The 23,798-nt window shown below is 71.3% G+C and carries 24 protein-coding genes; 15 read left to right on the forward strand and 9 right to left on the reverse strand.

Translation table 11 applies throughout. The features are described from left to right. Nucleotides 1-220 precede the first annotated feature (220 nt). On the reverse strand, nt 221-1,663 hold the full coding sequence (locus D7W81_RS06405; RefSeq protein WP_120554432.1) for an MATE family efflux transporter: 1,443 nt from the start codon (nt 1,661-1,663) through the stop codon (nt 221-223). Between the two features lie 88 nt (nt 1,664-1,751). Between D7W81_RS06405 and D7W81_RS06410 the strand changes: the two genes are divergently transcribed. Then, nucleotides 1,752-2,945, forward strand: coding sequence for a glycosyltransferase (locus D7W81_RS06410; RefSeq protein ID WP_120554433.1), 1,194 nt, complete (start codon nt 1,752-1,754; stop codon nt 2,943-2,945). Here the strand turns inward: D7W81_RS06410 and D7W81_RS06415 are convergent. Then, nucleotides 2,876-4,099: a glycosyltransferase family 4 protein gene (locus tag D7W81_RS06415; RefSeq protein WP_120554434.1), complete on the reverse strand. Its 1,224-nt coding sequence runs from the start codon at nt 4,097-4,099 to the stop codon at nt 2,876-2,878. The genes D7W81_RS06410 and D7W81_RS06415 overlap by 70 nt on opposite strands. A gap of 57 nt (nt 4,100-4,156) precedes the next feature. Next, nucleotides 4,157-5,410, reverse strand: coding sequence for a hypothetical protein (locus tag D7W81_RS06420; protein WP_120554435.1), 1,254 nt, complete (start codon nt 5,408-5,410; stop codon nt 4,157-4,159). Between the two features lie 154 nt (nt 5,411-5,564). Here D7W81_RS06420 and D7W81_RS06425 point away from each other — a divergent pair, with 154 nt between their 5' ends. Continuing rightward, the gene (locus D7W81_RS06425; RefSeq protein ID WP_120554436.1) at nt 5,565-5,963 is read left to right on the forward strand and encodes a phage holin family protein; all 399 of its coding nucleotides are present in this window, start codon (nt 5,565-5,567) and stop codon (nt 5,961-5,963) included. Nucleotides 5,964-6,009: 46 nt separating this feature from the next. Beyond that, nucleotides 6,010-6,819, forward strand: coding sequence for a hypothetical protein (locus D7W81_RS06430; protein WP_244227006.1), 810 nt, complete (start codon nt 6,010-6,012; stop codon nt 6,817-6,819). A gap of 5 nt (nt 6,820-6,824) precedes the next feature. Here the strand turns inward: D7W81_RS06430 and D7W81_RS06435 are convergent, their stop codons facing one another. Together D7W81_RS06435 and D7W81_RS06440 are read right to left on the reverse strand one after the other, a co-directional pair. Continuing rightward, on the reverse strand, nt 6,825-7,577 hold the full coding sequence (locus D7W81_RS06435; protein ID WP_120554438.1) for a DUF5953 family protein: 753 nt from the start codon (nt 7,575-7,577) through the stop codon (nt 6,825-6,827). A gap of 1 nt (nt 7,578) precedes the next feature. Continuing rightward, nucleotides 7,579-8,490: a DUF6310 domain-containing protein gene (locus tag D7W81_RS06440; protein ID WP_120554439.1), complete on the reverse strand. Its 912-nt coding sequence runs from the start codon at nt 8,488-8,490 to the stop codon at nt 7,579-7,581. A 37-nt stretch (nt 8,491-8,527) separates the two neighbouring features. On the opposite strand from D7W81_RS06440, the gene D7W81_RS06445 reads away from it, so the two are divergent. Next, on the forward strand, nt 8,528-9,337 hold the full coding sequence (locus D7W81_RS06445) for a hypothetical protein (protein WP_244227007.1): 810 nt from the start codon (nt 8,528-8,530) through the stop codon (nt 9,335-9,337). Here D7W81_RS06445 and D7W81_RS06450 read toward each other — a convergent pair whose 3' ends face one another. After that, nucleotides 9,338-10,384 (reverse strand): pirin family protein, encoded by a 1,047-nt coding sequence (locus D7W81_RS06450; protein ID WP_120554441.1) that lies wholly within the window; start codon nt 10,382-10,384, stop codon nt 9,338-9,340. A 220-nt stretch (nt 10,385-10,604) separates the two neighbouring features. Between D7W81_RS06450 and D7W81_RS44035 the strand changes: the two genes are divergently transcribed. The 7 genes from D7W81_RS44035 (at nt 10,605) to D7W81_RS06480 (ending at nt 15,950) form a co-directional block, all read left to right on the forward strand. Continuing rightward, on the forward strand, nt 10,605-10,727 hold the full coding sequence (locus tag D7W81_RS44035; protein ID WP_279637804.1) for a hypothetical protein: 123 nt from the start codon (nt 10,605-10,607) through the stop codon (nt 10,725-10,727). A gap of 70 nt (nt 10,728-10,797) precedes the next feature. Then, nucleotides 10,798-11,793, forward strand: a complete 996-nt coding sequence (locus D7W81_RS06455) for a hypothetical protein (protein WP_120554442.1) — start codon at nt 10,798-10,800, stop codon at nt 11,791-11,793. 63 nt (nt 11,794-11,856) lie between these two features. Continuing rightward, nucleotides 11,857-12,813, forward strand: coding sequence for a YdbT family protein (locus tag D7W81_RS06460; RefSeq protein ID WP_120554443.1), 957 nt, complete (start codon nt 11,857-11,859; stop codon nt 12,811-12,813). A gap of 57 nt (nt 12,814-12,870) precedes the next feature. Further along, nucleotides 12,871-13,863, forward strand: coding sequence for a hypothetical protein (locus tag D7W81_RS06465; RefSeq protein ID WP_120554444.1), 993 nt, complete (start codon nt 12,871-12,873; stop codon nt 13,861-13,863). Beyond that, nucleotides 13,860-14,540 carry a hypothetical protein gene (locus D7W81_RS06470; RefSeq protein WP_120554445.1) on the forward strand — a complete coding sequence of 227 codons (681 nt, stop codon included), beginning with the start codon at nt 13,860-13,862 and terminating at the stop codon, nt 14,538-14,540. Before D7W81_RS06465 ends, D7W81_RS06470 begins: the two co-directional genes overlap by 4 nt. Before the next feature lie 13 nt (nt 14,541-14,553). Continuing rightward, entirely contained in the window at nt 14,554-14,949 is a 396-nt protein-coding gene (locus D7W81_RS06475) for a hypothetical protein (protein WP_120554446.1), read from the forward strand. A 2-nt stretch (nt 14,950-14,951) separates the two neighbouring features. After that, nucleotides 14,952-15,950 (forward strand): hypothetical protein, encoded by a 999-nt coding sequence (locus D7W81_RS06480; RefSeq protein ID WP_120554447.1) that lies wholly within the window; start codon nt 14,952-14,954, stop codon nt 15,948-15,950. Here D7W81_RS06480 and D7W81_RS06485 read toward each other — a convergent pair. Further along, on the reverse strand, nt 15,947-16,333 hold the full coding sequence (locus D7W81_RS06485; protein ID WP_120554448.1) for a serine/threonine protein kinase: 387 nt from the start codon (nt 16,331-16,333) through the stop codon (nt 15,947-15,949). The two genes, D7W81_RS06480 and D7W81_RS06485, sit on opposite strands and share 4 nt — an antisense overlap. Nucleotides 16,334-16,618: 285 nt before the next feature. Here D7W81_RS06485 and D7W81_RS06490 point away from each other — a divergent pair, with 285 nt between their 5' ends. After that, nucleotides 16,619-18,112 (forward strand): sensor histidine kinase, encoded by a 1,494-nt coding sequence (locus tag D7W81_RS06490; RefSeq protein WP_120554449.1) that lies wholly within the window; start codon nt 16,619-16,621, stop codon nt 18,110-18,112. 102 nt (nt 18,113-18,214) lie between these two features. After that, a complete protein-coding gene (locus tag D7W81_RS06495; protein ID WP_244227008.1) occupies nt 18,215-18,826 on the forward strand; it encodes a hypothetical protein in 612 nt (203 codons plus the stop codon). Between the two features lie 20 nt (nt 18,827-18,846). On the opposite strand, the gene D7W81_RS06500 is transcribed toward D7W81_RS06495, so the two are convergent. Next, nucleotides 18,847-19,212, reverse strand: coding sequence for a response regulator (locus D7W81_RS06500; RefSeq protein ID WP_158621468.1), 366 nt, complete (start codon nt 19,210-19,212; stop codon nt 18,847-18,849). A 78-nt stretch (nt 19,213-19,290) separates the two neighbouring features. Next, nucleotides 19,291-19,674 (reverse strand): helix-turn-helix domain-containing protein, encoded by a 384-nt coding sequence (locus D7W81_RS06505; RefSeq protein WP_208721197.1) that lies wholly within the window; start codon nt 19,672-19,674, stop codon nt 19,291-19,293. 344 nt (nt 19,675-20,018) lie between these two features. Between D7W81_RS06505 and D7W81_RS06510 the strand changes: the two genes are divergently transcribed. After that, the gene (locus D7W81_RS06510; RefSeq protein WP_244227010.1) at nt 20,019-21,500 is read left to right on the forward strand and encodes a GDSL-type esterase/lipase family protein; all 1,482 of its coding nucleotides are present in this window, start codon (nt 20,019-20,021) and stop codon (nt 21,498-21,500) included. Continuing rightward, nucleotides 21,497-23,788: a serine hydrolase domain-containing protein gene (locus tag D7W81_RS06515; RefSeq protein WP_120554453.1), complete on the forward strand. Its 2,292-nt coding sequence runs from the start codon at nt 21,497-21,499 to the stop codon at nt 23,786-23,788. The genes D7W81_RS06510 and D7W81_RS06515 overlap by 4 nt, the downstream gene beginning before the upstream one ends. Nucleotides 23,789-23,798 lie beyond the last annotated feature (10 nt).

Genomic DNA, 23,798 nt, shown 5'->3' on the forward strand with positions numbered 1-23,798 from the left:
CCCGCTCGTTGCCCGCCATGTGTGAAGCCCCTCCCCCACCGTTGTGCCCCGTGCTCTCGCGGCGACACCTTGGAGGCACCCCGGGGTGACGGGAGCCCTGTGGCTGGAAGCGCTTGGAGGGCGCCTACCCGCCGCGAGAGTTTCGGGAAAGTCCGCACTCCCCGAGGGCTTTCAACTCAGCCCCCGGGCGGTGGCGAATGTCGGCTGGTGGAGGACGGCCTCAGACGTGCCGCAGCTTCCACCCGCCGCGCCGGAACAGGGCCGCGCTCGCCAGGCCGAGCGCCCCATAGGTCACGGCGATGGCGATGAACGCGCCCGAGGGGCCCAGGCCCAGCGGATGGGCGAGGACCCACGCGAGCGGCAGCTGGAGGCCCCAGGAGAACAGGGCGTTCACCACGGTGGGGGTGGTGGTGTCCCCGGCGCCGTTGAAGGCGTGGGGCAGCACGGTGACGAAGGCGTAGAGGGCCAGGCTGCAGCTGACGATGCGCAGGCAGCGCACGGCGTGCAGGCCGACCTCCGGCTCGGTGGTGAAGCGGTGGATGAGGGGCTCCGCGAAGAGGAAGAGGCCCACCGCCACCACGCCCAGGAACGCGAGCGTGTAGAAGCTGGCGCGCCACGCGGCACGCTCGGCGCGGTCGGTGTCGCCGGCGCCCAGGCTCTGGCCCACCAGCGTGCCCGCCGCGTGGGACAGGCCCCAGGACGGCTGCTGCACGAAGAGCAGGATGCGCATGGCCAGCGTGTAGCCCGCGAGCGCCGTGCTGCCGAAGGTGGCCACGATGCGCATCAGCACCAACCAGCTGGACATGCTCAAGAGCGACTGGAGCATGGCGGCGCCCGACAGCTTCAAGAGCGAGCGCAGCGTGGACAGCTCCACGCGCAGGTGGCGGCGGTGCAATTCCAGACGTCCGTTGCCCTTCAGCAGGCGATACACCTGATACACCACGCCGGTGGAGCGGCCCACGGTGGTGGCCAGCGCGGCGCCCACGACGCCCATGGCGGGCACGGGTCTCAGGCCGAAGATGAACAGCGGCGCGAGCACGATGTTCACGGAGTTGGCCAGCCACAGCGCGCGCATGGACGTGGCCGCGTCCCCCGCGCCGCGCAGGATGGCGCTGATGAGGAAGAGCAGCATGATGATGGGGAAGCCGCCCAGCATCAGCCGCGTGTAGCCCGCGCCGTGCTCCAGTACGCCGGGCGCGGCGCCCAGCGCCATGAGGATGGGACGCGCGAAGAGGGCGCCCGCGAGCGCCAGCGGCACGGACAACGCGAACCCCAGGCCCAGGGCCTGCACGGCGGCGCTCGCGGCGCGCTCCGGGTCCTTCTGTCCGATGCGCCGCGCGATGAGCGCGGTGGCGCCGATGGACAGGCCCAGCGGCACGGTCTGGAAGAGCGTGAGCACGGACTCGGTGAGGCCCACGGTGGCGATGGCGTCCGCGCCCAGGCGCGACACGAAGAGCACGTCCACCAGGGCGAAGATGGACTCCATCACCATCTCCAGCACCATGGGCACGGAGAGCAGCAGGAAGGCGCGGTCCACGGGCCCGGTGGCCAGGTCCTCGGTGGAGCCCTTCACCGCCAGCCACAGGGAGGCGAAGAGGCCCCTGACACCCGAGGTCGAAGGGGAGGCGTCCGGAGAGAAGGATTCAGGTGAGGGTTGCGTCATGGATTGGCCGTTGCAACGGGACGCCTTCCGCCTTTCATCCCTCGCGGTTCCCCGCCTGCCGGTGCTCGCGTCCGGGTAGATTCAGGGCATGGCTTCCGGTCCCCGCGTCCTCCTCCTCGCCGAGCGCTTTCCTCCTGACATCGGAGGACTTGCCCGCAGCGGCGCGCGCACCGCGGGCTCGCTCGTGCGGCTGGGCGCACGCGTGGACGTGGTTGCGTGGACTCGCACGGCGCCGCCCGGAGCGCTGGAGACGGTGCAGGACGCGGGGGATGTGTCGCCGTTCGCGAAGGGCGTCACGCTGCACCGGCTGGGGTTGTTCGGCAGCGCGGACCTGTCCATGCAGCACACGCTCGATGTGCTCGGCCACCTGCACGCGCGGCGCAAGTATGACCTGGTGTGGGGGCACTACCTGTACCCGCCGGGCTTCCTCGCGGTGGTGTTCGCGCAGAGCGCGGGGCTCAAGTCCGTCATCAGCGCGCGGGGCAACGACGTGGATCAGCTGATGTTCCCGCCGGGGGACTTCGCCCGCCTGCTCTGGACCCTCCAGCGGGCGGACGTGCTCACGGCCGCGTCCGCGGACCTGGGCCGGAAGATGGCGATGCTGCTGGGGCGCGACCCGGGCGTGGAGGTCATCCCCAACGCGGTGGACACGGCGCTGTTCTCACCGGGCCCGGCGGACGGGGCCCTGCGCGAGCGGCTGGGCATCCTGCCGGGCGAGGCGGTGCTCGGCTTCTCTGGAGAGCTGCGCCACAAGAAGGGGCTGCCGTTCCTCCTGTCCGCGCTCACGGAGGTGCGGCGCGTGCGGCCCGCGTGCCTGCTGGTGATTGGCGAGGTGCGCGCCCGGGACGCGGAGCACCTGGTGGCCTACCGGGCCGAGCATCCGGAGGACGCGGCGCGCATCATCGTCTCCGGCGCGCTGGAGTCCCCGGCGCTCATCGCGGAGCACCTGCGGCTGTGTGATGTGTATCTCCAGCCGTCGTTGTGGGAGGGCATGCCCAACGCGCTGCTGGAGGCGATGGCGTGCGCGCGGCCGGTCATCGCCAGCGACGCGGGCGGCATCCCGGAGGCGGTGGAGTCCGGGGTGCACGGCTTCATCGTGCAGAAGGCGCTGCTCAACCACCTGGGGCAGGCGTGCCTGGACGTGCTGGGGATGCCCGAGGCGAAGCGCGCGGCGCTGGGGACGGCGGCGCGCGCTCGCGTGGAAGCGGGGTTTCAGGCGGACGCGGAGGCCGCGGTGTTGTCGCGGGTGCTGGCGCGCACGATTCCCAGGTCGTCTGCGTAGGCGTTCACGAGCGCTTCCTGCGCGCGGCCCCACGGGAAGTCGCGCTCCACGCGGGCGCGGGCGTTGGCGCTCAGCGCGGCGCCGAGGGCGGGGTTCGCGAGGAGGTCCTTCACGGCCTCCGCGATGGCCTTGGGTGAGCCGGGGCGGATGCGGAAGGCCTCATGGGCTTCCGCGAGCGCGCGCACCACGGGCAGGTCGCTGACGATGACGGGCGTGCCGGTGGCCATGGCTTCGAGGAGCTTCAGCGGGCAGCAGCCCTGCACGCAGTTGCGGTCGTTCACGGGCAGCGGCACGAGCACGACGTCGCAGGCGTGGTGCAGCCGGGCCAGCGCTTCCTGGGGCAGGGGCTCGAGGATCTCCACCGCGCCCTGGAGCACCAGGTCCCCGCAGCGGTCCAGGAGGGCGCGGCGCGCGTGCTTGCGCAGGGGGCCCACGAGGGTGAGCGTCACCGGCAGGTCGCGGCGCAGGAGGCGGCAGGCCTCGATGGCGTGGTGCACGCCCTGCCACGCGGTCATGGTGCCGCTGTAGAGCAGGCGCAGGGGGCGGCCGGCTTCGGGCGGGCGTGGAGGTGCGTAGCGGAAGACCTCCAGGTCCACGCCGTTGGGGATGACGCGCAGGCGCTTGGGGTCCGCGCCGCGTGACACCAGGTGTTCGGCGGTGACGGCGCTGGGGGTGACGAGGAGGTCCGCGGCCTGGAGGCAGGCCTCTTCCTGGCCGAGCAGCTTGCGCATCAGCTCCGCGTCATCGGCGACGTCGGGGTGGTGGTACTTGAGCTCGATGGAGGGCAGGCCGTTGACCTCGTAGACGAGGGCGTCGGTGAGGGCGGCCTTGCGCCGGGCGATGGGGTAGCCCTCGAAGATGGAGCGGACGTGGACGACCTTCGCGCGAGGCCGGCCGTGCCACCACGCGCCCAGGTGCGAGCGGAACGTCAGCGCCTGGGCGATGAGGTCTTTCCCGCGGGCACCCATCGGGTGGTAGGTGACGTGGGGGCCCAGGGCAGGCGGAGGAGCGCCCGGCGCGTCGCCAATGGCCACGAGGTCCATGGGGCCGAACGCGGCGCCCAGCGCCTCCACGAAGGCGCGGATGTGCACGGCGGCGCCCTTGGGCGCGGGGAAGCGGTCGAAGGACGCGTAGACGATTCCGGAGGTGCCCACGGACGGGTGCTACCGCGACGGCGGCCCGGCGGCAAACCGGGGGGACGGGTCCGCGGCTCAGCCTCGGACACGTGGAGGCCGGGTGCCCTGCGCTTGAGACTCCTGGGGGGACTCCTGGGGCGCGAAGGGCTCCTGCATCGGCCGCAGTCCCGTCCGCTCCGCCTCGTTGACCGACTCGAGCGCCTCGCTGATGGCGGCCAGCTCTTCACGCACGCGGCTCAAGCCCGACTCGGTGTCGGCGGGCGGGGCCGTCGGTCCGCTCTGACCGTGGACCTGGACCAGCTGGGTGGCCACGCCCTCGATGCTCCAGCGCAGGCGGGTGAGCTCGGCATCCAGACGGTCCGCGTTGCGCGCCAGCCGCTCGCGCTGCGCCCGCTGTGCATCAATGGCATCCACGGCGCTCTGCAGCGAGGCGCGCACCTGCGGATCCGTTGAGGCCGTGATGCGCGCGGAGAGCGTCGTGCGCTCCACGTCGAGCCGGCCCATCAACTCCGGGCTGACTTCGCGGCGCAGGCCCTGCTCGCGCTCCCGCAGGTCGTGGCACGAGCGGCGCAGCGCCTTCACGGACTCCTCGCCCCCGCTGAGGAAACCCCGCACGGCCGGCGACGCCTTGCGGAAGGCAGCCTCCAGCCGGTCGCAGACCTCATCCAGCTCCCGGAGCCGCGCATCCTCCTGGAACACCGCGACCGCGTCCGGGACACGCTTCAAGGGCGCACCGGGGCTTTCGGTCGACTCGATATGCCCACCGGCTCCAAGGTGACCGCCCGCGGACAGCCGCGCATTCCGGCCGAGGGTGGCCCCCGCACCGACGCTGGCGGCGCGCTCCACGGTCGCCCCCTCCTGAATCGTGGCGCCCCAACCGACCACGGCCCCCCGCTGCACCGTCGCGCCGCGCTGCACGGTGGCGCCCATGCGGATGACGGCACCGCTTTCGATGACCGCCTCTGCCTGCACCGTGGCGCCCATCTCGATGACGGCACCGGGCTCGACGCGCGCCGAGCCGGCGATCTCCGCCCCCAGGCCGATCCGCGCGGCACTGTCCCCCTGCGCCCGTGCGGCGCTCGCCGCGCCCAGGGCACCGCGCACGATGAAGAGGACGCCGGAGCCGACGGCGAGCACGCCCGCGGGGATGAAGAGCCAGGGCGTGAGGACGGCGCCCATGACGCCAATGCCCGCGCCCCCCAGGAGGAGACTTCCGCCCACCGTCCCCAGGACCCGCTGCGCCACCGCCCGGCGCTCCTCGGTCCTGGCCAATGCGCGTTCGGATGCCACCAGCGCCTTCTTCTCCACGGTGCCTCCCACGTTCTCCACCGGAGGGGTTCTAGCGTGAACGGGCGTGCATTGCCCCACTGGCTGGAGCGGGTGGCCTCGGGAAGAGGAGTCGCTGCCCAGTCCCCCTGCCGCTCGCTTCCGGCGGCACGGTCCTAGCTTTTTCCCAGGCCCCTCGACCCACCGGAGCACTCCAATGGACGAACAGAAGCAGCAGCAGGCCGGACAGCCGCAGCAGCGCCCGTCGCTGATGTCGACGGTGCTCACGCAGGGCAAACGCATCCTCAAGACGGAGGCGAAGCTCGCCCAGAAGGACCTCAAGGAGGACGCGAAGAACACCGCGAAGAGTTCGCTGCTGCTGGGCGCGAGCGCCTGGATGGGGATGACGGGGGTGAGCGCCCTGATCATCGCTGCGGCCCTCGCGCTCCCAAAGCGGCCCGTCAAAGGCGCGCTCGTGATTGGCACCGCGCTGGTGGGCGGCTCGCTGGGCATCGGACTCACGGGGCTGCGCACCCTGCCTAGAAAGCCCCTGGGGCGCTCCCGCGAAGGGCTCCAGACGATCGCCTCCACCATCGGAGAGCAGCTCACGCACTGAACAGGAGACTCAACGGAAACAGGAGAGCTCAGGCAGGATGGGGCGCATGCTCATGAGCTCCGTGGTGATGGTGGCGCTGCTCGCGGCCACGCCCGCTCCCAAGACCCAGCCGCTCACGTGGAAGGTGACCGGCTCCGACGTCACGTTCGAGATGTCGTCCAAGGACCTGCGCGCGATGCGCGATGGCAAGGAGGTCTTCGGCCTCCAGTCGCGCAAGAAGGGCTTCGTCGACAGCATCACGGAAGGTGTGGACGCCACGCAGGACACGACTGACTGGGAAGCCTCCCAGTCCTTCAACGTGCTGTCCGTGGTGGGCCCGTGGGTGAGCTACGAGGACTCCAACGGGGGCTACACCGGGGGCGCGCACCCGTACGCGAGCCGCATCTACGTCACCGAGGACGTGACGAAGGGCAAGGACGCCTTCAACCTGCTGGACGTGTTCCCGGAGAAGGACGTCCTCAAGGCCCTCAAGGCGGACGGCTACGTGAGGAAGTTCATGGGCGACCCCAAGGCCTTCGAGAGCGCGAAGACCGTGGAGGCGCTGCTGGCGAGCCTGGAGGCCGGCGAGGACTGCGTGGGCTTCGAGTATGGGCTGGACAACGTGAAGCGCTCGGTCGCGTTCCACCACGTCGAAGGCGACAAGGTCGCCGTGCGCATCTCCTTCGGCTACGCGGCGGAGATGTGCCGAGGGAACATGTACGTCGTGGGTCTGCTCCTGCCCATCCCTGCATCCTTGCAGCCCGCCCTGGAGCGCGCTCGCACGCGCCAGGAGGGCTTCCTCATGAAGGACGCCAAGGCCGTCAAGGCGCCTACGGTGAGCTTCAAGTGGGACGGCGCCAAATCGAAGAAGCCCTGAGTGTTTCAGGGAGCGGCGCGTCCGCCGATTTCAGGGAAGCGCGCGTAGGCCCGCAGCAGGGCATCCAGATGGGCGGGGTCGTCCAGGTCCAGCGGGGTGTCCGTGAGCTGGACGATCCAGCCCCCGCTCGCGGTGCGGCGTGAGCGGGTCAGCAGCTCCGCGTCGCGCGACGGATCCGGGAACTTGAGGAGCCGCGCGGTGGCCGCGGACCAGTAGTTGAGCCACCCGAGGTGATGCGGCACCTCCGGTGCACGGATTTCCCAAGGGAGCTTGAGTGGGGGCAGGCCTCTGGTGGGATTGGGCGGTCCCTCCAACGTAGGGCTCGTCTGCAACGCGATGTCCAATGCAGCGCCGCTGGGAGTCAGATGGCCCCAGAAGGCGCGTGCAACTTCCGCCACGGCTGACAGCACGGGCGCTGACGGAAGAACGGAGGAAGGAGTCCACGGCCATTCCGCGTGAGATTCGTACTGGGCTTGCCCGCCAGCAGAAAAAGCCGCAGAGCTTTCCTGGCCGTTTATCGACACGAGGAATGCTTCGTCTCCGTTGCATACGAGGTGGATTCCTCCGGTTCGCAGTTCCTGGGCAATCCAGGCATCGCGCTGCGGCAACGGGATGAACCGACCCTCGTCGGAAATCGTCCACGACAAGTCCACGCCCGGAAATGCCTGTTCCATGGCGCGAGCAGCCAGGGCTGGCCGTTCGTCATCCGGAACGAGCGCGGGCGCATGGGCGATGAGCAGAAGGGAAGGAGTTGCCATCTCAGCACCAGTCCATGACAACGATGGTGAGGTCGCGAATCTGTGAGAGCAACGCCGCCTTGTGTGCTGCGCTTCGGACTCCGACCACGAACTTGTAGCCGCAGGCCTTCGCGATATTGCGCTCACGTTGCAGTTCGTCCACCTGCTTCCCGAGCACGATTCTCTGAAGGGCAGGGGTGAACGTGTCGAAGTTGTCGGTCTTGATCTCCCACAGCACACCTGCGCGGAGCTGCATCGCATCGAAGTGCTTGCCATTGATGAGTACATCCGAACCGGCGAAATCATTCGACGGCACCCGGTCCGCGCACTGGTTGTGCAGGGCATCACCGCCCAGGTGAGACACGGCCTGAGGACGGCACTCCGGGCGGCGCTCACGTGGATCCACGGAGCCAGGTGGTCCTGGCGGAGGAAACCAGTCCCGTCCGGAAGCACTGCCCGCGGGCTCAGGATTGTGCTCCGCTACGGGCTGCCGCGTGAGAGGCCGCGTCCGGGGCGCATCTTCATCCGGATACGCATGCCGCAGTTCGTACGCGTCCAGCTCCTCCTTGATGGCGATCGCCACCACCACCACGCCAATGACGACCACAGCGCCCACGGCGAGCTCCGGCTGCGTCAGCAGGCAGACGCCCACCACCATCTCCAGGCTGGCCGCGTCCGTCATGGCCACAGGGCACCGGTGTTTGATGTCGCGGAAGCGGACCCTTCGCGTGTCCAGCGCGGGAAAGCACTGCTCCACCACTTCGGACCAGGGACCGGATGCCTCCCGCACGACGCATCGCCCATCATCCCTCCAGGGCAGTGTCGCCGCGCGCTGGAGGTTGGCATGCCTCGGGCTGCGGGACACGGATGGCTCTGTCGTCGCGCAGGCCGTGACGACGAGGAGCAGCAGCGCGACGCAGGTGCGGGAACGCATGGCCTGGCTGCCTTAGCATTCAGGCAAGATGACGCCCATGCTCATGAGCTCCGTGGTGATGGCGGCCCTGTTCGCGGCCTCGCCCGCTCCCAAGACCCAGCCGCTCACGTGGAAGGTGACCGGCTCCGACGTCACGTTCGAGATGTCGTCCAAGGACCTGCGCGCCCTGCGCGACGGCAAGGAGGTCTTCGGCTTCCAGTCGCGCAAGAAGGGCTTCCTCGAGGACGTGACGCCCGCCGAGGACGAAGAGCGGGACACGTCCGACTGGGAGGCCTTGTGGGCCTTCGATGTGCGGTCCGTGGTGGGCCCGTGGGTGAGCTACGAGGAGGCCAACTCGGGCTACACCGGCGGCGCTCATCCCTACGCGCACTTCTCCTACGTCACCGTGGACGTGACGAAGCCGCAGGGGAAGTTCTCCCTGCTGGACGTGTTCCCGGAGAAGGACGTCCTCGCCGCCCTCAAGGCCGATGGCTTCGTGAAGAAGCACATCGGCGACGCGGAGGCCTTCAAGAAGGCTAGGACCGTGGAGGCGATGCTGGAGACCCTGGAGCCCGGCGAGGACTGCGTGGGCTTCCGGTACGGGCTCGACAGCGTGAAGCGCTCCGTGGCCTTCCACCACCTGGAGGGTGGCAAGGTCGCCGTGCGCATCGCGTTCCCCTACGACAACGAGTCGTGCCGCGGGAACATGTTCGTCGTGGGCGTGCTCTTGCCCATCCCCGCATCCCTGAAGCCCGTCCTGGAGCGCGCCAGCTCGCGCCAGGAGGGCTTCCTCATGAAGGACGCCAAGACCGTCAAGGCGCCCTCCATCCGGTTCGAGTGGGAAGGCGCCGAGTCGAAGAAGCCCTGATCAGGCCGGCTTCTCGATGTGGCCGTCCGCGTGCCGCGCGAAGCGGCCTTCTTCCTTCGCGTGCACCGGGTCGTGGCTGGGCCACGGCCAGCCGCCGAAGCCCGTGCGCTGGTAGTCCGCGAAGGCCTGTTGGATCTCCTGCCGCGAATTCATCACGAACGGGCCGTACTGCACGACCGGCTCGCCAATGGGCTTGCCCTGGAGCAGCAGCAGCTCCGCCGTCTCCGGGCCGTTCTCCAGCACCACGTCCACGTCCGCGCGCAGCTCGATGGCGTTGCGCGCTGTCACGGCCCTGCCACCCACGCTCAACCGCGAGCCCAGGAAGAAGTAGAGCATCCGGTTCGTGCCACGCGCCGCCGCGGGCAGCGTCCAGCGCGCGCCCGGCTCCATCTTCAACGTCCAGATGGCCACGTCCGCGTCCGGGTTCGCGGCCCAGGACTTGGGCGGCGGAGGCGGTGCCTTCACGTCACCCAGGTTGCCGGCCACCACGGTGAGGTGCGTGGCGCGGCCCGCGTCGTCCTTCGCCACGTGGCGCGGGATGACCTGGTCCCACAGCATGGAGAAGTGCGGCGTCACCATCTTGTTGGCGCGCGGCAGGTTGAGCCAGATTTGAAACAGCTCGATGTGGTTGCCCTGGTCCTGCTTGAGCAGCGGGAACATCTCCGAGTGGTTGATGCCGCCGCCCGCGGTGAGCCACTGCACGTCGCCCCCGCCAAAGCGCGCCGCCGCGCCCAGCGAGTCCGAGTGGTCCAACAGGCCGTTGCGCACGATGGTCACCGTCTCGAAGCCCCGGTGCGGGTGCTGCGGAAAGCCCGGCACCACGGTGCCGTGATACATGTTCCAGCCGTCCCGCCCCGCGAAGTCCTGGCCGATGTCCCGGCCCGCGAGCGACGCCTTCGGTCCCAGCTGCTCGTTGCCCTGGGGATAGCGGTCGTCGTGGTGCACGCAGAAGAGGAACGGATCCGGCGTCCGCCACGGGGTGGGGGAGGGACCCAGGGGATCCACACGGACCACGGCTTCGGGTTGCTGTACCTGCTGCTGACTCATCTTCGACTCCTCTGCCTTTCCCGAACCGCGTGAGCACCCCACGGTGGTGCTGATGCCCGCCGCCGCGATGAGTTTCAGCGCCGCTCTCCGGCTCACTTCGTCCACGGTCCACCTCGCGCCCGATGCCGCTGGGGCCGCTCCATCCTACCTAACGGCCAGGCCCGCCCGGCGCCCGGCCTGCCTGCACGGCCGGCGTTCCACCTCTGGTAAAGAGGTCCGCATGCCCCTGCGTGCCTCCCGCATGCTGACGGACCTGCTGCGCAGCTTCTACCCGCTGCTGCGGCAGGCTCGAAAAGCCCCCGCCCCCGCGCCCGGCAGGAAGCCTCGCCGCCGGTCCGTTTGACCGTCCTTCGCGCGGGCTCCTACGCTCGCGCGCGGGTCCGCCCGCCGGGCGTCACAGGGAGTCCACCGCCTTGGCGGTCAACGTCAGCCGATTCCATGAGCGCTTCACCTACCAGTCCCGCGCGCCGGTGCCGGACCTGCTGGAGGACATGACGGTCCTGTCCCAGCTGGACGCCCGCGCGGAAGGACAGCGGCGCGCGCTGGAGTGGTCCGGGTGGCTCACCGTGATTCCCGGCGGGGTGATGGCCATCCTGGCCTACGGCGTGTGGATGGGCTCGATGGAGGCCGAGGATCCGTTCTCGGAGGCGGGCACGCTGCTCCTTCAGGTCACGGGCGTGGTGGGCGGGTTGCTGCTCGTCGCGGGCCTCTGCCTGTTCCTGTGGCGTGCGTCCCTCAAGAGGCGCGACCTGGACAACCGGCGCTACGGCCTGGCCCAGGTGCTGCTCCAGCGCCTTCAGCTGGACCTGGCCCCGGACGCGCCGGTGTGGCTCAAGCTGGACCTGCGCCCGCCCGACCTGCTCGACAAGCGCGTGAGACAGGACATGGTGGGCTGGTGGAACACGGACTTCTTCGTCGACCCGTGGTTCAAGCTGGAGACCCGGCTGGCGGACGGCACCTTCGTGCGGATCCACATGGTGGAGCGGCTCCAGAAGCGCGAGCGCTCCAAGACGAGCGCCAGCGGCAAGTCGCGGACGAAGACGAAGCGAAAGGGCTTCGCGCTGCTGGACGTGTCCGTGCGCGTGAAGCCGCATCGCTTCCCCGGCCTGGAGCGGCTCAAGTCCCGCGCCAGCGCCGCCACGCGCCTGCCCCGCCATATCGAGCTGGAGCGGGTGCGCGTCGCCGCGGACCGGATGTCCCTGCGCGTGCGGCTGTCCGACGACTGGGTGGCGCGGCCGCACAAGGAGGCGGGCGATCCGGAAGCGCCCGCGTTCTGGCGGCAGGCGCTGGCGAAGGACGACGCGTCCCGCACCGCGACGATGATGCTCCTGAGCCTCTACCAGGTGCTGGGCTACGCCCGGCGGCGCGCGAAGCAGCAGGCCGCGCGCCGACGCCGCGGGTCGGTTTGACCTGTCTGGGGGCGACTCCTACGCTGCCTTCCCGCTCGCTCCCGCTGAACAAGGTCCTCCACCGTGGCGCTCGACCCCTCCGCGTTCCAGAAGACGTATGTGTATGAAGCCCGCGCTCCGGTCTCGGAGGTGCTGGCGGACCTGAAGACGCTGGAGGCGCTGGACGCCCGCGTGGAGCAGAAGCGGCGCCGGCTGTGGATCGCCGCCTGGAGCCTGATGGCCTTCAGCATCGGCGGTTGGGCCCTCCTGTCCGCCGTGGTGGTGCAGTTGTCGTACGCGCAGCAGGACGCGCTGGCAGGTCTGCCGTTCCTCGTGGGCGTGGCGAGCTTCGTGGCCGGCATCACGCTCTTCATCATCCGGTCGCTCTCCCGCAGCGCGGACGTGGACAACCGGCGCTACGGGCTGCTGTCCACGCTGCTCCAGCGGTTCCAGGTGGACCTGGACGTGAACGCGCCGGTGGACGTGAAGCTGGACCTGGCGCCGGCGGATGAGGCGCGCAAGTGCGTGGGCAAGCCCAAGCGAGGCCGGTGGGACTGCGAGGACTTCACCGACGCGTGGCTGTCCCTGCACGGCCGCTTCGCGGACGGCACGCACCTGCACCTGTCCGCCGTGGAGCACCTGCAGAAGCGCAAGCGCTACGGCCGCAGCCGCAGCGGCAAGACGAAGGTCAAGACCAAGCGCAAGGGCAAGACGCTGCTCCAGGTGGGGTTGCGCGTGAAGCCGGAGCGCTTCCCCGGACTGGCGGGCCTGGGCGCGAACGCGAAGCGGGCCGCGAGGCTGCCCCCGGGAGTCGCGCTGTCGAAGCTGGACGTGGCCGAGGACCGCCTGTCGATGCGCGCCCTGCTGGCCCAGGACTGGGTGGCCCGGACGCCGAAGCCCGTGGCCGACAAGAACGGGCGGAGGCCTCCCGCGTCCCAGGACGCGTCGCGCGCCGCGACGATGATGCTCCTGAGCCTCTACCAGGTGCTGGGCACCACGCGCCGGCGGAGCGCTCCGCCGGGGCGGCAACAGCCGGTTTGACCTGTCAGAAGGCGCCTCCTACGCTCGCCCGCTCCCGCTGAACAAGGCTTCCCTCCCGTGCCGCTCGACCTCGAAGCCTTCCAGAAGACCCGGGTCTACCAGGCGCGCGCGACCGTGGCGGAGGTGCTGGAGGACCTGCAGGCCCTGGACCCCCGGTCCAAGCGCGCCCCGGAAGAGCCCGACCCCGCCAGCGTCCAGGCGCGCAAGGGCAAGCGCCTCGGGCAGGGGCTGCTGCTCACCGCCGGGGTGTCCTTCGTCATCCTCCGGCTGCTGCCCTCGAGTCAGGAGGGGCTGGCCGCCCTGTTCGGCTTCCTGTGCTTCCTGACGCTGTTGAGCGGCTTCATCGTGCTCCTCGTGTCCTTCATCAACAGGCAGACGGCATCGATGGGGATGTCACTGGACCGGGAGAACCTGTTCGCCGCGCCGCACAAGGAGCCGCGCCGCCAGTTGTTGGCCACGCTGCTCAAGCGCTTCCAGGTGGACCTGGACGCGAACGCGCCCGTGGACGTGAGGATGGACCTGACGTCTCCCACCGAACCCGGCAAGCGCGTCCACCAGGGGAAGCACGGCGCGTGGGACCGCGAGGACTTCAGCGACCCGTGGCTGTCATTGCAGGGCCGCTTCGCGGACGGCACCCAGCTGCACCTGTCCGTGGAGGAGCAGGTGCGGAGGCTGGAGCGCAAGAAGGTCATGCCGCGCAAGGTGAAGCACCAGCGCAAGCAGAGCGGGGTCAGCCTGATGACGGTGGCGCTGCGCGTGAATCCGGAGCGCTACCCCGGGCTCGCGGACATGAACGCGCGCGCGCAGGGCCTCGTGCGGCTGCCTCCCGGCGCCACGTTGAAGCGGCTGCGCGTGGCCGGGGACCGGGTGGAACTGCGCGTCCTGCTGGACGAGGACGGGGTGCCCCGGTCTCCCCGTGCGTCCGGCGAGGACGACAAGAAGACGGATGCGTCGCGCACCGTGACGATGATGCTCTTGAGCCTCTACCAGGTGCTCAACCACTCCAGTTCTTCCCAGGGCCAGCCCGGGAAGGTGAGGTCCACGCCGTGAAGCTTCGTGTCCTGTTCCTCGTGGGCCTCGGCGTGCTCGGGGCCTCCGCCTGTTCGCAGGGGGGCACTCCCTCCTCCAGCGCGACGCCCACCCAGGCGATGTCCGCCACCGGCGCCGCCACTGCCGCCGCCGAGCCGAAGGACGCGGGCGCCAAGCTCAAGTTCAAGGACGGCGATGACCGCGAGCGCTTCTCGCTCAAGCCCAAGGACGACGGCGCCAAGCTCGTGGACGGCGAGGACAAGGAGGTCGCCCGCTACAAGTGGAAGGGCGGCGAGCTCAAGGTGTCCGGTCCGGACGACACGGTGCTGGCCTATGTCACGGGCGGCCCGGACGTGTTCCAGGTGAAGGACGCCGCGCGCTCGGCCGTGCGCTACACGCTCGCGCGCGAGGGCGCCGGGTGGAAGCTCACGGACGCGCAGGGCGCGGTGCTCTACACCGTGGCGGCCGACGGCGGTGGCGCGTCCGTGAAGGGCGCGTCCGGCTTGGAGTCCGTCCACGTGAAGGTGCGCGACGGCAAGCTGTCCCTGCGCGACCCGTCCGGCAAGACGGTGCTCGCCACCAAGCAGCCGGTGCCGCCCGAGGCCGCCGCGTGCCTGGGTTTCGACTCGCTGGACCTGCCCCTGCGCATGGCCCTGCTCTTCCGCCTCCAGTCCCCCGCGGGCGCCGCGTCGCCCTGAGCCTTCCCAAGCCATGTCCCCTTCCTTCCCGTCCGCCGAGCAGTGCCTGGAGACCTCCGGCTTCCTCTTCTCCCACCCGTGTGAGCGCGGGGCGTCCACGCAGTGCACGCGGTGTCAGAAGTCCATCTGCCCGCTGCACATGCGCATGCTCGACGGCGCGGAGACGGTCTGCGTGACGTGCGCGCGCGCCGCCGACAACGGCGACGAGAACCGCGACCCGTCCGACACCTCCACCGACGAGGACGACCCCAGCTACTACTACGAGGACTACGGCTACTACGGCCGTGACGCGTGGCGCGGCTCCGGGGCGTCCTCCTCCCACGACACCAACGACTTCACCGAGGCCGACGGCGAGAGCGTGCGGCGCGAGGACGACGCCTCCTTCGAGGAGGACCTGGGCGGTAGCTGAGCGTGGCCGCGCGACGTCAGCACTGGCGCCTCTACGCGCTCGGCGGAGGCCTGGGCCACCTGACGCGCGCCGCGGCCCTGGCCCGCGCGGCCGTGGCCCGGGGCCATGCGGTGGACGTCCTCACCAACAGCCCGTTCGCCCCAGGCCTGCCCCTGGAGTCGTGGCTGGGCCCCCACGCCACGGTGCACCGGGTGGACGCGCGGCTGGACAAGGCCGCCACCGTGGCGGCGGTGGGCGCGTGGCTCGCGGAGTCCACGCCGGACGTGCTGGTGGTGGACACCTTTCCCCGGGGGCTCGCCGGAGAGCTGGTGGCGCTGCTGCCCACGGTGCGTGCGCCGCGCGTGCTGGTGCACCGCGACCTGAACCCCGTCTACGTGGAGCGCTTCGACGTGGCCGGCGCCGTGGACGCGTTCGACCTGCTCGTCGTGCCCGGGGAGGACGCGCCCTTCGCGCACCATCCGCGCGCGGTGCGCACGGCGCCGTGGCTGCTGCTGGACGCGGACGCGCTGCTGCCCCGCGAGGAGGCCCGGCGGAGGCTGGGCGTGGCGGACGGGGACGCGCGGCCCGTGGTGGCGGTGATGGGCTGTGGCCGTCCGGAGGAGGTGGCGGAGGCCGGGGCGACCGCGGACCGGCTGTGCGTGTCGCTGGAGGAGCGGGCGGCGGTGCGGTGGCTCGTTCCCACGGCGCACGCGCCGGGCCGGGCGGTCTGGCCGGCGCTCGCGGTGATGCGGGGCGTGGACGTGCTGGTGGGGGCGGGCGGCTACAACACCGTGCAGGAGGCCCGGGCCACCGGGACGCCGCTGGTGGCCTGGGCGCGGCCCCGGCTCTATGACCGGCAGGCCCTGCGACTGACGGAGGCGGAGCGGGTGGGGGACGCGGCGGAGCTGGAGGCGAAGGTCCTGTCCGCGCTCCTGCTTCAAGACGGGCCTCGCGCGCGTCCCGCTCCCTGGGTCAACGGCGTCCACGCGGCGGTGGAGGCCATCGAGCGCGTGGCGCGCTAGTGCTTGAAGCCCTGGTGGCCGGCGATCGGCTCGATGCCGTGGGCCATGATGAAGTGGTAGAGCACCTGCGGGTCCTCTTTCGGACCGCCCATCAGCTCCGCCAGGAAGTGGCCCGCCTGCGGATCCGCGTCCGGATCCGGAGAGATGGTGACCTCGGAGACCTCGCGGCCCACCATCACCATCTCGCCCACCAGCGACTTGCCCTTGATGAGCTGGAGGACGTGCTGCCGCTCCTCCTCCATCAGCATCCAGTGGAAGTCGTCATGGTCGAACAGCGTCATGTCGGGGGAGCCACAGCGCAGGATGCAGTTGGTGTGCTCCTGGAGCCAGCGCCAGAAGGCATCGAAGTTCAGCGTGCGGGCCGGTGGTGCGAGCAGATCCATCGGGTGACCTCTTCAAGCAGGGCGGGGCGCCCGGGAAGTCCGGGGGAGGGCGCATCGAGCCGCGTGTCCGTGCTCACTAGCATGGCCGGGCCTTGAGGGGCCGGCTCCTTTTGGGGGCGGCGTCAGCCGTGGGACCGCCCGCATCCGGGGCGCGAATCCACGATATCGGACGCTTGTTGCTCTCCTCAGGAAGAGGGCGGCGACCACGGGGGTTGGCGCGGGCTCGGAGGGAGGATGCCTGAACATGACCGGGTACGTCGGCTGGAGGCCCGCACAGGAGGCGCGATGAGCCTGCGCGCCTTCTTCTCCGCCGTGGTGGGCGGGCTGGTGTTGCTCACGGTGGTCGCCGCTACCTTGCTCGTGGTGCTGACGACCGCCCTGGAGCGCATGGCTTCCACGCTGAGTGAATCCGTGGAGGGCGTCCGTCAGGCCGAGGAGCTGGAGGTGGACCTGCTCGTCCACTCGCGCCTCGTGGTGTTGCCGGGTGCTCCCATCCTCGCGGACCCGTCGCGCGGACGCTCGCCGCCGGAAATCGAGTCCGACCTGCGCCGCCAGATGGTGGAGATGCACGGCACCGCCTCCACCCAGGAGGAGCGCCAGATGGTGGCGGAGGTGCAGACGCAGGTCTACGCCTACCTGCACGCGCAGCAGGCGCCGCTCGGCCCGGGGCTGTCCTCGGCCCAGCATGAAGCGGAGGCCATGGCGGCGCTGAACGAGGCGCTGCGCTCGCTGGAGCGGCTCATCCAGCTCAACGTGGACCAGGCGCAGGAGGCCCGGCAGAGCGCGGCGTACTGGAGCGAGATGGCCGACCTGCTGGGGCTGGTGCTGGGCCTGCTGCTGCTGGCGGCGCTGGTGCTGGTGGCCTTCTGGCTGCGGCGCTTCGCGCTGCGCCCGGTGACGGCGCTGCGGCACGCGATGTCCGGCTTCGGCCGGGGCGGGCGGGAGCTGCGCGCGCCCGAGGAGGGCCCGCTGGAGATCCGCGACATGGCCCGCACCTTCAACGAGATGGCGGACAGCCTCACCCACCAGCAGGAGCAGCAGCTGGCGTTCCTGGCCGGCGTGGCGCACGACCTGCGCAACCCCCTCTCCGCGCTGAAGCTGTCCACCGCGCTGACGGGCCGCGGAGAGGTGACGCCGGAGCGCATGCAGCGCACGCTGGCCCTGGTGCGCCGGCAGGTGGCGCGCCTGGACCAGATGGTGGGCGATTTGCTGGACGCGACCCGCATCGAGGCCGGCAAGCTGGAGCTCCAGCCGGAGGTGCGCGACACGCGCGAGCTGGCGCGCTCCGTGGTGGAGCTGTACCAGTCCGGTGACTCCGGGCACACGCTGGACCTGGTGCTGCCGGACACCGCGGTGCTGGTGCGCGCGGACCCCTCCCGGCTGGAGCAGGTGCTGAACAACCTGGTGAGCAACGCGATCAAGTACTCCCCCGCGGGCAGCCGCGTGGAGGTGTCCGTGCGCGGGGACGGCGAGCACGCGGTGGTGGCGGTGGCGGACCAGGGCATCGGCATGTCGACGGAGGACCTCAAGGGGCTCTTCGTCCCGTTCCAGCGCGCGGGCAACGCGAAGCAGCGCGCCCCCGGGGTGGGGCTGGGGCTGTCGGTGTCGCGGCGGATCATCGAAGCGCACGGCGGCCGCATCGAGGTGGAGAGCCAGCCCGGCCAGGGCTCCGTGTTCCGCGTCCACCTGGCCCGGGTGTCCTCCGCCGGACCGCCGGAGCCGCCCGCGCCCTCCGACGAGGAGGACCCCGCCACGGCAGGTCCTCTCGCGGTGCACTGAAGGCAGGGGCAACCGTTGCCTGAAGCGAGCCCGGGTGACGCGGAGGGATGCGCCCGGGCGGGGCAGGGCGTACCTTGCGGCCCCATGTCAGGAGCCGTCTGGATGATGAAGCGTTCCTACCGGGCCGTGCCGCTGGCCGCCGCCCTGCTGGTGCTGGGAGGGTGCGCGGGGCGCACGCAGACCGAGCCCCCCGTGTCCTCCGCCGAGCCCGTACGGCAGCCACCGTCCTCCGTCGTCCAGTCCCAGGAGGGCGGCTTCAGCGTGACGTTCCCCAGCCCCGTCACCGAGGAGCGGCGCGTGCAGCCCACGGACGTGGGCGAGGTGACGCTGCACACGTTCATCGCCGCGCGCACGCAGGACGACACCGCCTACTACGTCTCCTATACGGACTTCCCGCCCGCGGCCGTGGCGCAGGTGAGCCCGCGCGACGTGGTGGACCGCGCCAGCCAGGGCGCGCTGGAGGCCCTGGGCGCGACCGGCATCACCGCCAGGCCGCTGGAGATGGAGGGCGGCTTCCCGGGCCAGGAGGTGGGGGGCGTGTCCGGTCCGCGCCGCCTCCGGGGCCGCTTCTTCATGGTGGGGCCTCGCCTGTACCAGCAGCTCCTGCTGCACCCGGAGGGGCGTGCGCCGCAGGACGCGGACCGCTTCTTCGACTCGTTCCGGCTGGACCCGGGCGTGGCGGGGCGGCTGGGGCAGCGGGCGGCCGGCGGCTGAGCGCCGTTCCTTCCGTTCCTTCAGTGCAGCGGGGGCACGAAGCGGCGCACCCCGGCGAGCAGGGCCTCGCGGTCGAAGGGCTTGGAGAGCACCTCGCGGATGGCGGGGTGGCGCTCATCGCCGGAGCTGATGGCCACGACGGGCACGTCCGCGAAGCGGGGCTCGCGGTGCAGGATGTCCAGCATCCGCCAGATGTCCTTGCGCGGCGTCCACATGTCCAGGAGCACCAGCCCGGGAAGCGGGTGGGCTCCCAGCCACGACAGGGCCTCGTCACCGCTCCCCGTGGCGACGACGGTGTGCCCTTCGGCTTGGAGGATTTCCACGAGCGCGTCGCACAGGTCGCTGTCGTCCTCGACGAGGAGGAGGGTGGGGGGCGCGCGGCTCATGGGCACCTGACGCATAGGGCAAACACTCCCGGGGTGACAGGGAACATCTGCCGGGTGTGACCGGCAGCGCGGTGCGCTTCAGCGCTCGTCGAACATGGCCTGGAGCACGCGCCACGCGAGCTTCAGTTCGGTACCGGAGCGGGACGCGAGGTAGTCGCAGATCTCCGCCACGCCGTCGGTTCGCTCCGAATCGAACGAGTGGAAGAGGGTCTTCAGCGACACGTCGAGTCCCACGGACAGCTTGCCCAGGGTGTCGAGCGACGGAGAGAACGCACCCCGCTCGATGCGGCGGATGGCATCCACCGACAGGTCACTGCGCTCGGCGAGGGCCTCCTGCGTGAGCGAGCGGCTGTTGCGCATGCCGCGCACGTGGTTGCCAAATCGCCGGTGGAGCTTTGTCCACGTTGTGAGCCGGTTCTTCGCCATGTTCGCGGCGGATAATTTGGGGGCGGCCCGCGCCATGTGAAGGGAGCATGTTCGCGGCCTGACCCTGCATTCGTGCTGGGACGCGGAAAAATCCGTTCTTCCTCGCGCGCGTCCGGCCTGGACGTGCGGTGCTGGACGAAATGCGTGTCAGGGAAACCACGCCGGGGGCGGCCCGTCAGGCGGCCGAGCGTGGGGTCCAGAACATGCGCGTCCCCGGGCTTTCGTCTACGCTCGCGGGCCACATGACGGTTCCCGATGTCTCGCGGGGGCTCCGGCGGGCGGGGTTGCTCGCTGTCCTGGCGGGGGTCCTGCTCCCCGGGTGCGAGTCCCGCATACCCCCTCACCGTTTTCCCCTGACGACGGCTCCCGCGACGGACGCCGTGCCGCCGCCGAAGCCAGGTGCCGCGCGACCCGCGTCTGACGAAGCGGCCTCCGCGCAGCGCGCGGCCGTGGAGGCCGAGCACACGGGGAAGGACGTGGCATCGCCCTCCGTGGTGCCCGCTTCCGCGAGCCTGCCCGCACCGGCGCGAAGCACGCCGCGTCCGGCCGGGCCCTCCGCGTTCCGGGCCCTGCCTCCCATCACCGAGCGTGCCGGTCACCTGCACGCGCTGGCCACTCGGCTGCAAGCACCTGGCGCCACGGTGGAGGCTCCGTGCCTGGAGCCCGCTGGGGGCACGGGCTGTGCGCGGTCCGCGCTGACGCCGTTCTTCACCGCGCTGGACGGGCTCATCGAGAAGCCGGGGACGACGCCCACGGTCATCGCCGCGTTCGGCAACTCGCTCATCGCGGGGGACCGCATCGTGGACGTGGTGCGCGAGGAGCTGGCGGCGGGCTTCGGCAACGCGGGCCGGGGCGTGCTGCTGGTGGACCGCATGGCTCCCTACGGCGGGCGGTCGCGCACGGCCACCGTGAGCAACGGCTGGCAGCCGCGCACGCTGGGCGAGCTGAAGGCGCCGCCGCACTCCTTCGGCATCACCGGCGTGTACCACCTGGCCACCGAGAACCGCGCGCGCGGCCGCTTCAAGCTGGAGGGCGAGCCGCGCGGGACGCTGTGGTGGAAGGACGTGAAGGGCGCGGGCCGCCTCGTCGTATCCGTGGACGGCACGGTGCTCGCGCGCACGGAGCCCCAGGGGGACGGGGCCAGCCGCACCACGTCCTTTGAACTGCCCGCGGGCGCGAAGTGGCTGGACGTCACCGCGGAGGGCAAGGGTGCCATCGTGCAGGGCGTGGTGTTGCAGCAGGACGCGGCCGGCATCGTGCTGGACATGCTCGGCGTTCCGTCCGCGGATGCCACGCTGTACGCCCGGATGGAGGAGGACGCGCTGAAGTCGCAGCTTGCGCAGCGCGACCCGAAGCTGCTGCTCTTCTTCCTGGGTGGCAACGAATCCAAGCGCCTGGAGTGGAAGCGCACGGACCTGCCCACCGTGCGCCAGGACCTGGCCGCGCTCCTGCGCCGCGCTCGCGCCGCCGCGCCCGGCAGCGCATGCCTGGTGGTGGGTCCCATGGACGCGGTGCAGGACGGCCATGCGAAGGGCAAGCCCCTGACGCAGCGGCCATTCCTGGAGGCCGCCATCGGCGCCGAGCGCGAGGTGGCGCTCGCCGAGGGCTGCGGCTTCTTCGACCTCTACACGGCGATGGGCGGCGCGGGTTCGCTCGCGCGCTTCCATCAGGCGGGGTTCATGCACGACGACCTGGTGCATCCGCGCGGTCATGGCCTGGACCTGTTGGGGCAGCTGGTCGCGGACGCGCTGCTGGCGGGATGGGTGAACGAGGGCGCGGTGCCTGCACCGGCGCTCACGGTCACGCGAGAGGATGCACCGGCCGGCGGTGAAGTCCGCCAGACCGCGGAGGCGGTGCCATGAAGCGGCTCTTCGTCGCGCTGTGGTTGTTGCTGGAGGCAGGGCCCGCGTTCGCGCAGGCACCCGCCGCGTCCGTCGCGAAGCCGGAGGCCGCGCCGTCCGAGCCCGTCGCGAAGCCCGCGTCCCCGCCGGAGTCCAGCGCGAAGGTCGCGCCGGACGCGAAGGCCTCCGAGTTCCCTCCCGAGGTGCAGCGCGCGCTGGACGCGCTGGTGCGCGCGGACCTGAAGCAGGGGCCCACGGCGGGCCTGTCCGTGGGCGTGATGCGGGGCGGCCAGCGGTGGATGAGCGGCTACGGCTACCGCGACCTGGCGAAGAAGCTGCCCGCCACGGTGCGCACCACGTACCGCATGGCGTCCATCACCAAGTCCTTCACGGCGGTGGCCGTGATGCAGCTGGCGCAGGCGGGCAAGCTGGACCTGGACGCGGACATCCACACGCTGGTGCCCGAGTACCCGGTGAAGCAGTGGCCGGTGACGGTGCGGCAGCTCCTGGGCCACCTGGGCGGCGTGCCCACCTACGACAGCCCGAGCGCTGGCAACAACACGAAGCCGGTGACGACGAAGGAGGCCATCGGGTTGTTCGCGGACCGGCCGCTCATGTCGGAGCCGGGGACGCGCTACCTGTACACGACGTGGGGCTTCAACCTGCTGGGCGCGGCGGTGGAGACAGCGTCCGGCCAGTCCTACCGCGAGTACATGCGCGACCACGTCTTCGGGCCCGCGAACATGAGCCACGCGGACGTGGATGAAATCAGCACGCGCGACGCACAGCAGGCGGTGGGCTACCGCGTGGCGGGCGCCGCGCTGAAGCCGTCGCGCTTCCTGGACGTCACCAGCCGCTTCGGTGGCGGCGGCACGCGCGCGACGGTGGAGGACCTGCTGGGCTTCGCGCGCGCGGTGCTGGACCACACGCTGGTGACGCGCGAGACGATGGGCCGCATGCAGGCCACGATGGTGACGCGCGACGGCCACATCACCGACTACGGCATGGGCTTCGCGACCTATCCGCTGCGGGGCCACTACATCGTGGCGCACGCGGGCGGGCAGCCGGAGACGACGACGCTGCTGGTGCTGCTGCCGGCGGAGGACACGGCCATCGCGCTCGCCACCAACGTGGAGGACGAGGCGAAGCGGCTGCGCCGGCTGTCCATCCGGTTGATGGAGACGGTGCTGGACGAGGGCGCGCCGGCCCGGGGCGGCCACTTCACGGACCCCGTGGACGCGGTCGTCTACGAAGGCATGGGACGGCTGGCGAGCTACGGGCTCGCGTACCACGACTGGGCCACGCGCGGGCCGGGCACGCTGCCGCCGGAGACGGACCTGGCGGGGGCGTTCACGAAGGTGTCCGCGCTCTTCGACCGGGCGGCCATCGCCCGGGACGGCCGGGGCGCCATGGAGCGCATCCGCGGCGCGCACGAGCCGCGCGCCGAGTCGCTCTTCATCCGCGTGGGCGCGCACATGGCGGCCACGGTGGAGAAGGCGATGGGCGCGGAGCGGCTGCGCGCGTACCGGACGCAGGGCGCGGCGGGCTTCTTCGCGGACTACCTGGCCGCGTGCGAGACGCTGAAGTGCCCGGACGCGGAGCGCTTCAGCCCGGCCGTGCGCGGCGACGTGGCCCGCTTCGTCGCGGGGTGGAAGCGCGCGGAGGTGCCGGCGCTCAAGCGCACCCGCCTGGAGGCGGCGAAGGATCCGGAGCGGCTGTGGCCCTCGCTGAAGGAGGCGGCGGTGCGCGCCCCCGCGGTGCGGCCGGACTACACGGATGAGCTGCTGACGCTGGCGGACCGCGCGAAGCGCAAGCCCACGGACCGCATGCGCTGGCTGGAGCGCGCGACGGAGCTGCATCCGGAGTCGATGGACGCGCACCTGGCGCAGGCGGTGGGGTTGATGGAGGCGGACCGCGAGGCGGAAGGGATTCCGCACGTGCGAGAGGCATTCGAGACGCCGGAGGGGTCGCTGGTGTTGTCGCCCTCGGGCTTCCTGAAGCGGCTGCTGGACACGCGTTCGCCGAAGGTGGCGCGGGGCCTGTTGCGAGCGGCGGTGACGCTGCACCCTGACGCGCCGGAGTTGTGGGACGCGCTGGCGAAGCGGGAGCGGGCCCTGGGTGACGCGGGCGCGGCGAAGACGGCGCAGTCCCAGGCGAAGCGCGCCCGCCAGGCCCGGGCCGCCCAGGAGGCCCGGGCTCCGAAAACAACGGGCGTCACGGCCCCGGCGGGGAACGCCCCGGCCCAGGACAAGGCAGGGAGCACGTCCCCCTCGGTGCCCGTGGATCCGGAGTCGGCTCCGGAGCCGTAGCGCCCGCGCA

This window comes from Corallococcus aberystwythensis (assembly GCF_003612165.1).
GTDB classification, from domain to species: Bacteria; Myxococcota; Myxococcia; order Myxococcales; family Myxococcaceae; genus Corallococcus; species Corallococcus aberystwythensis.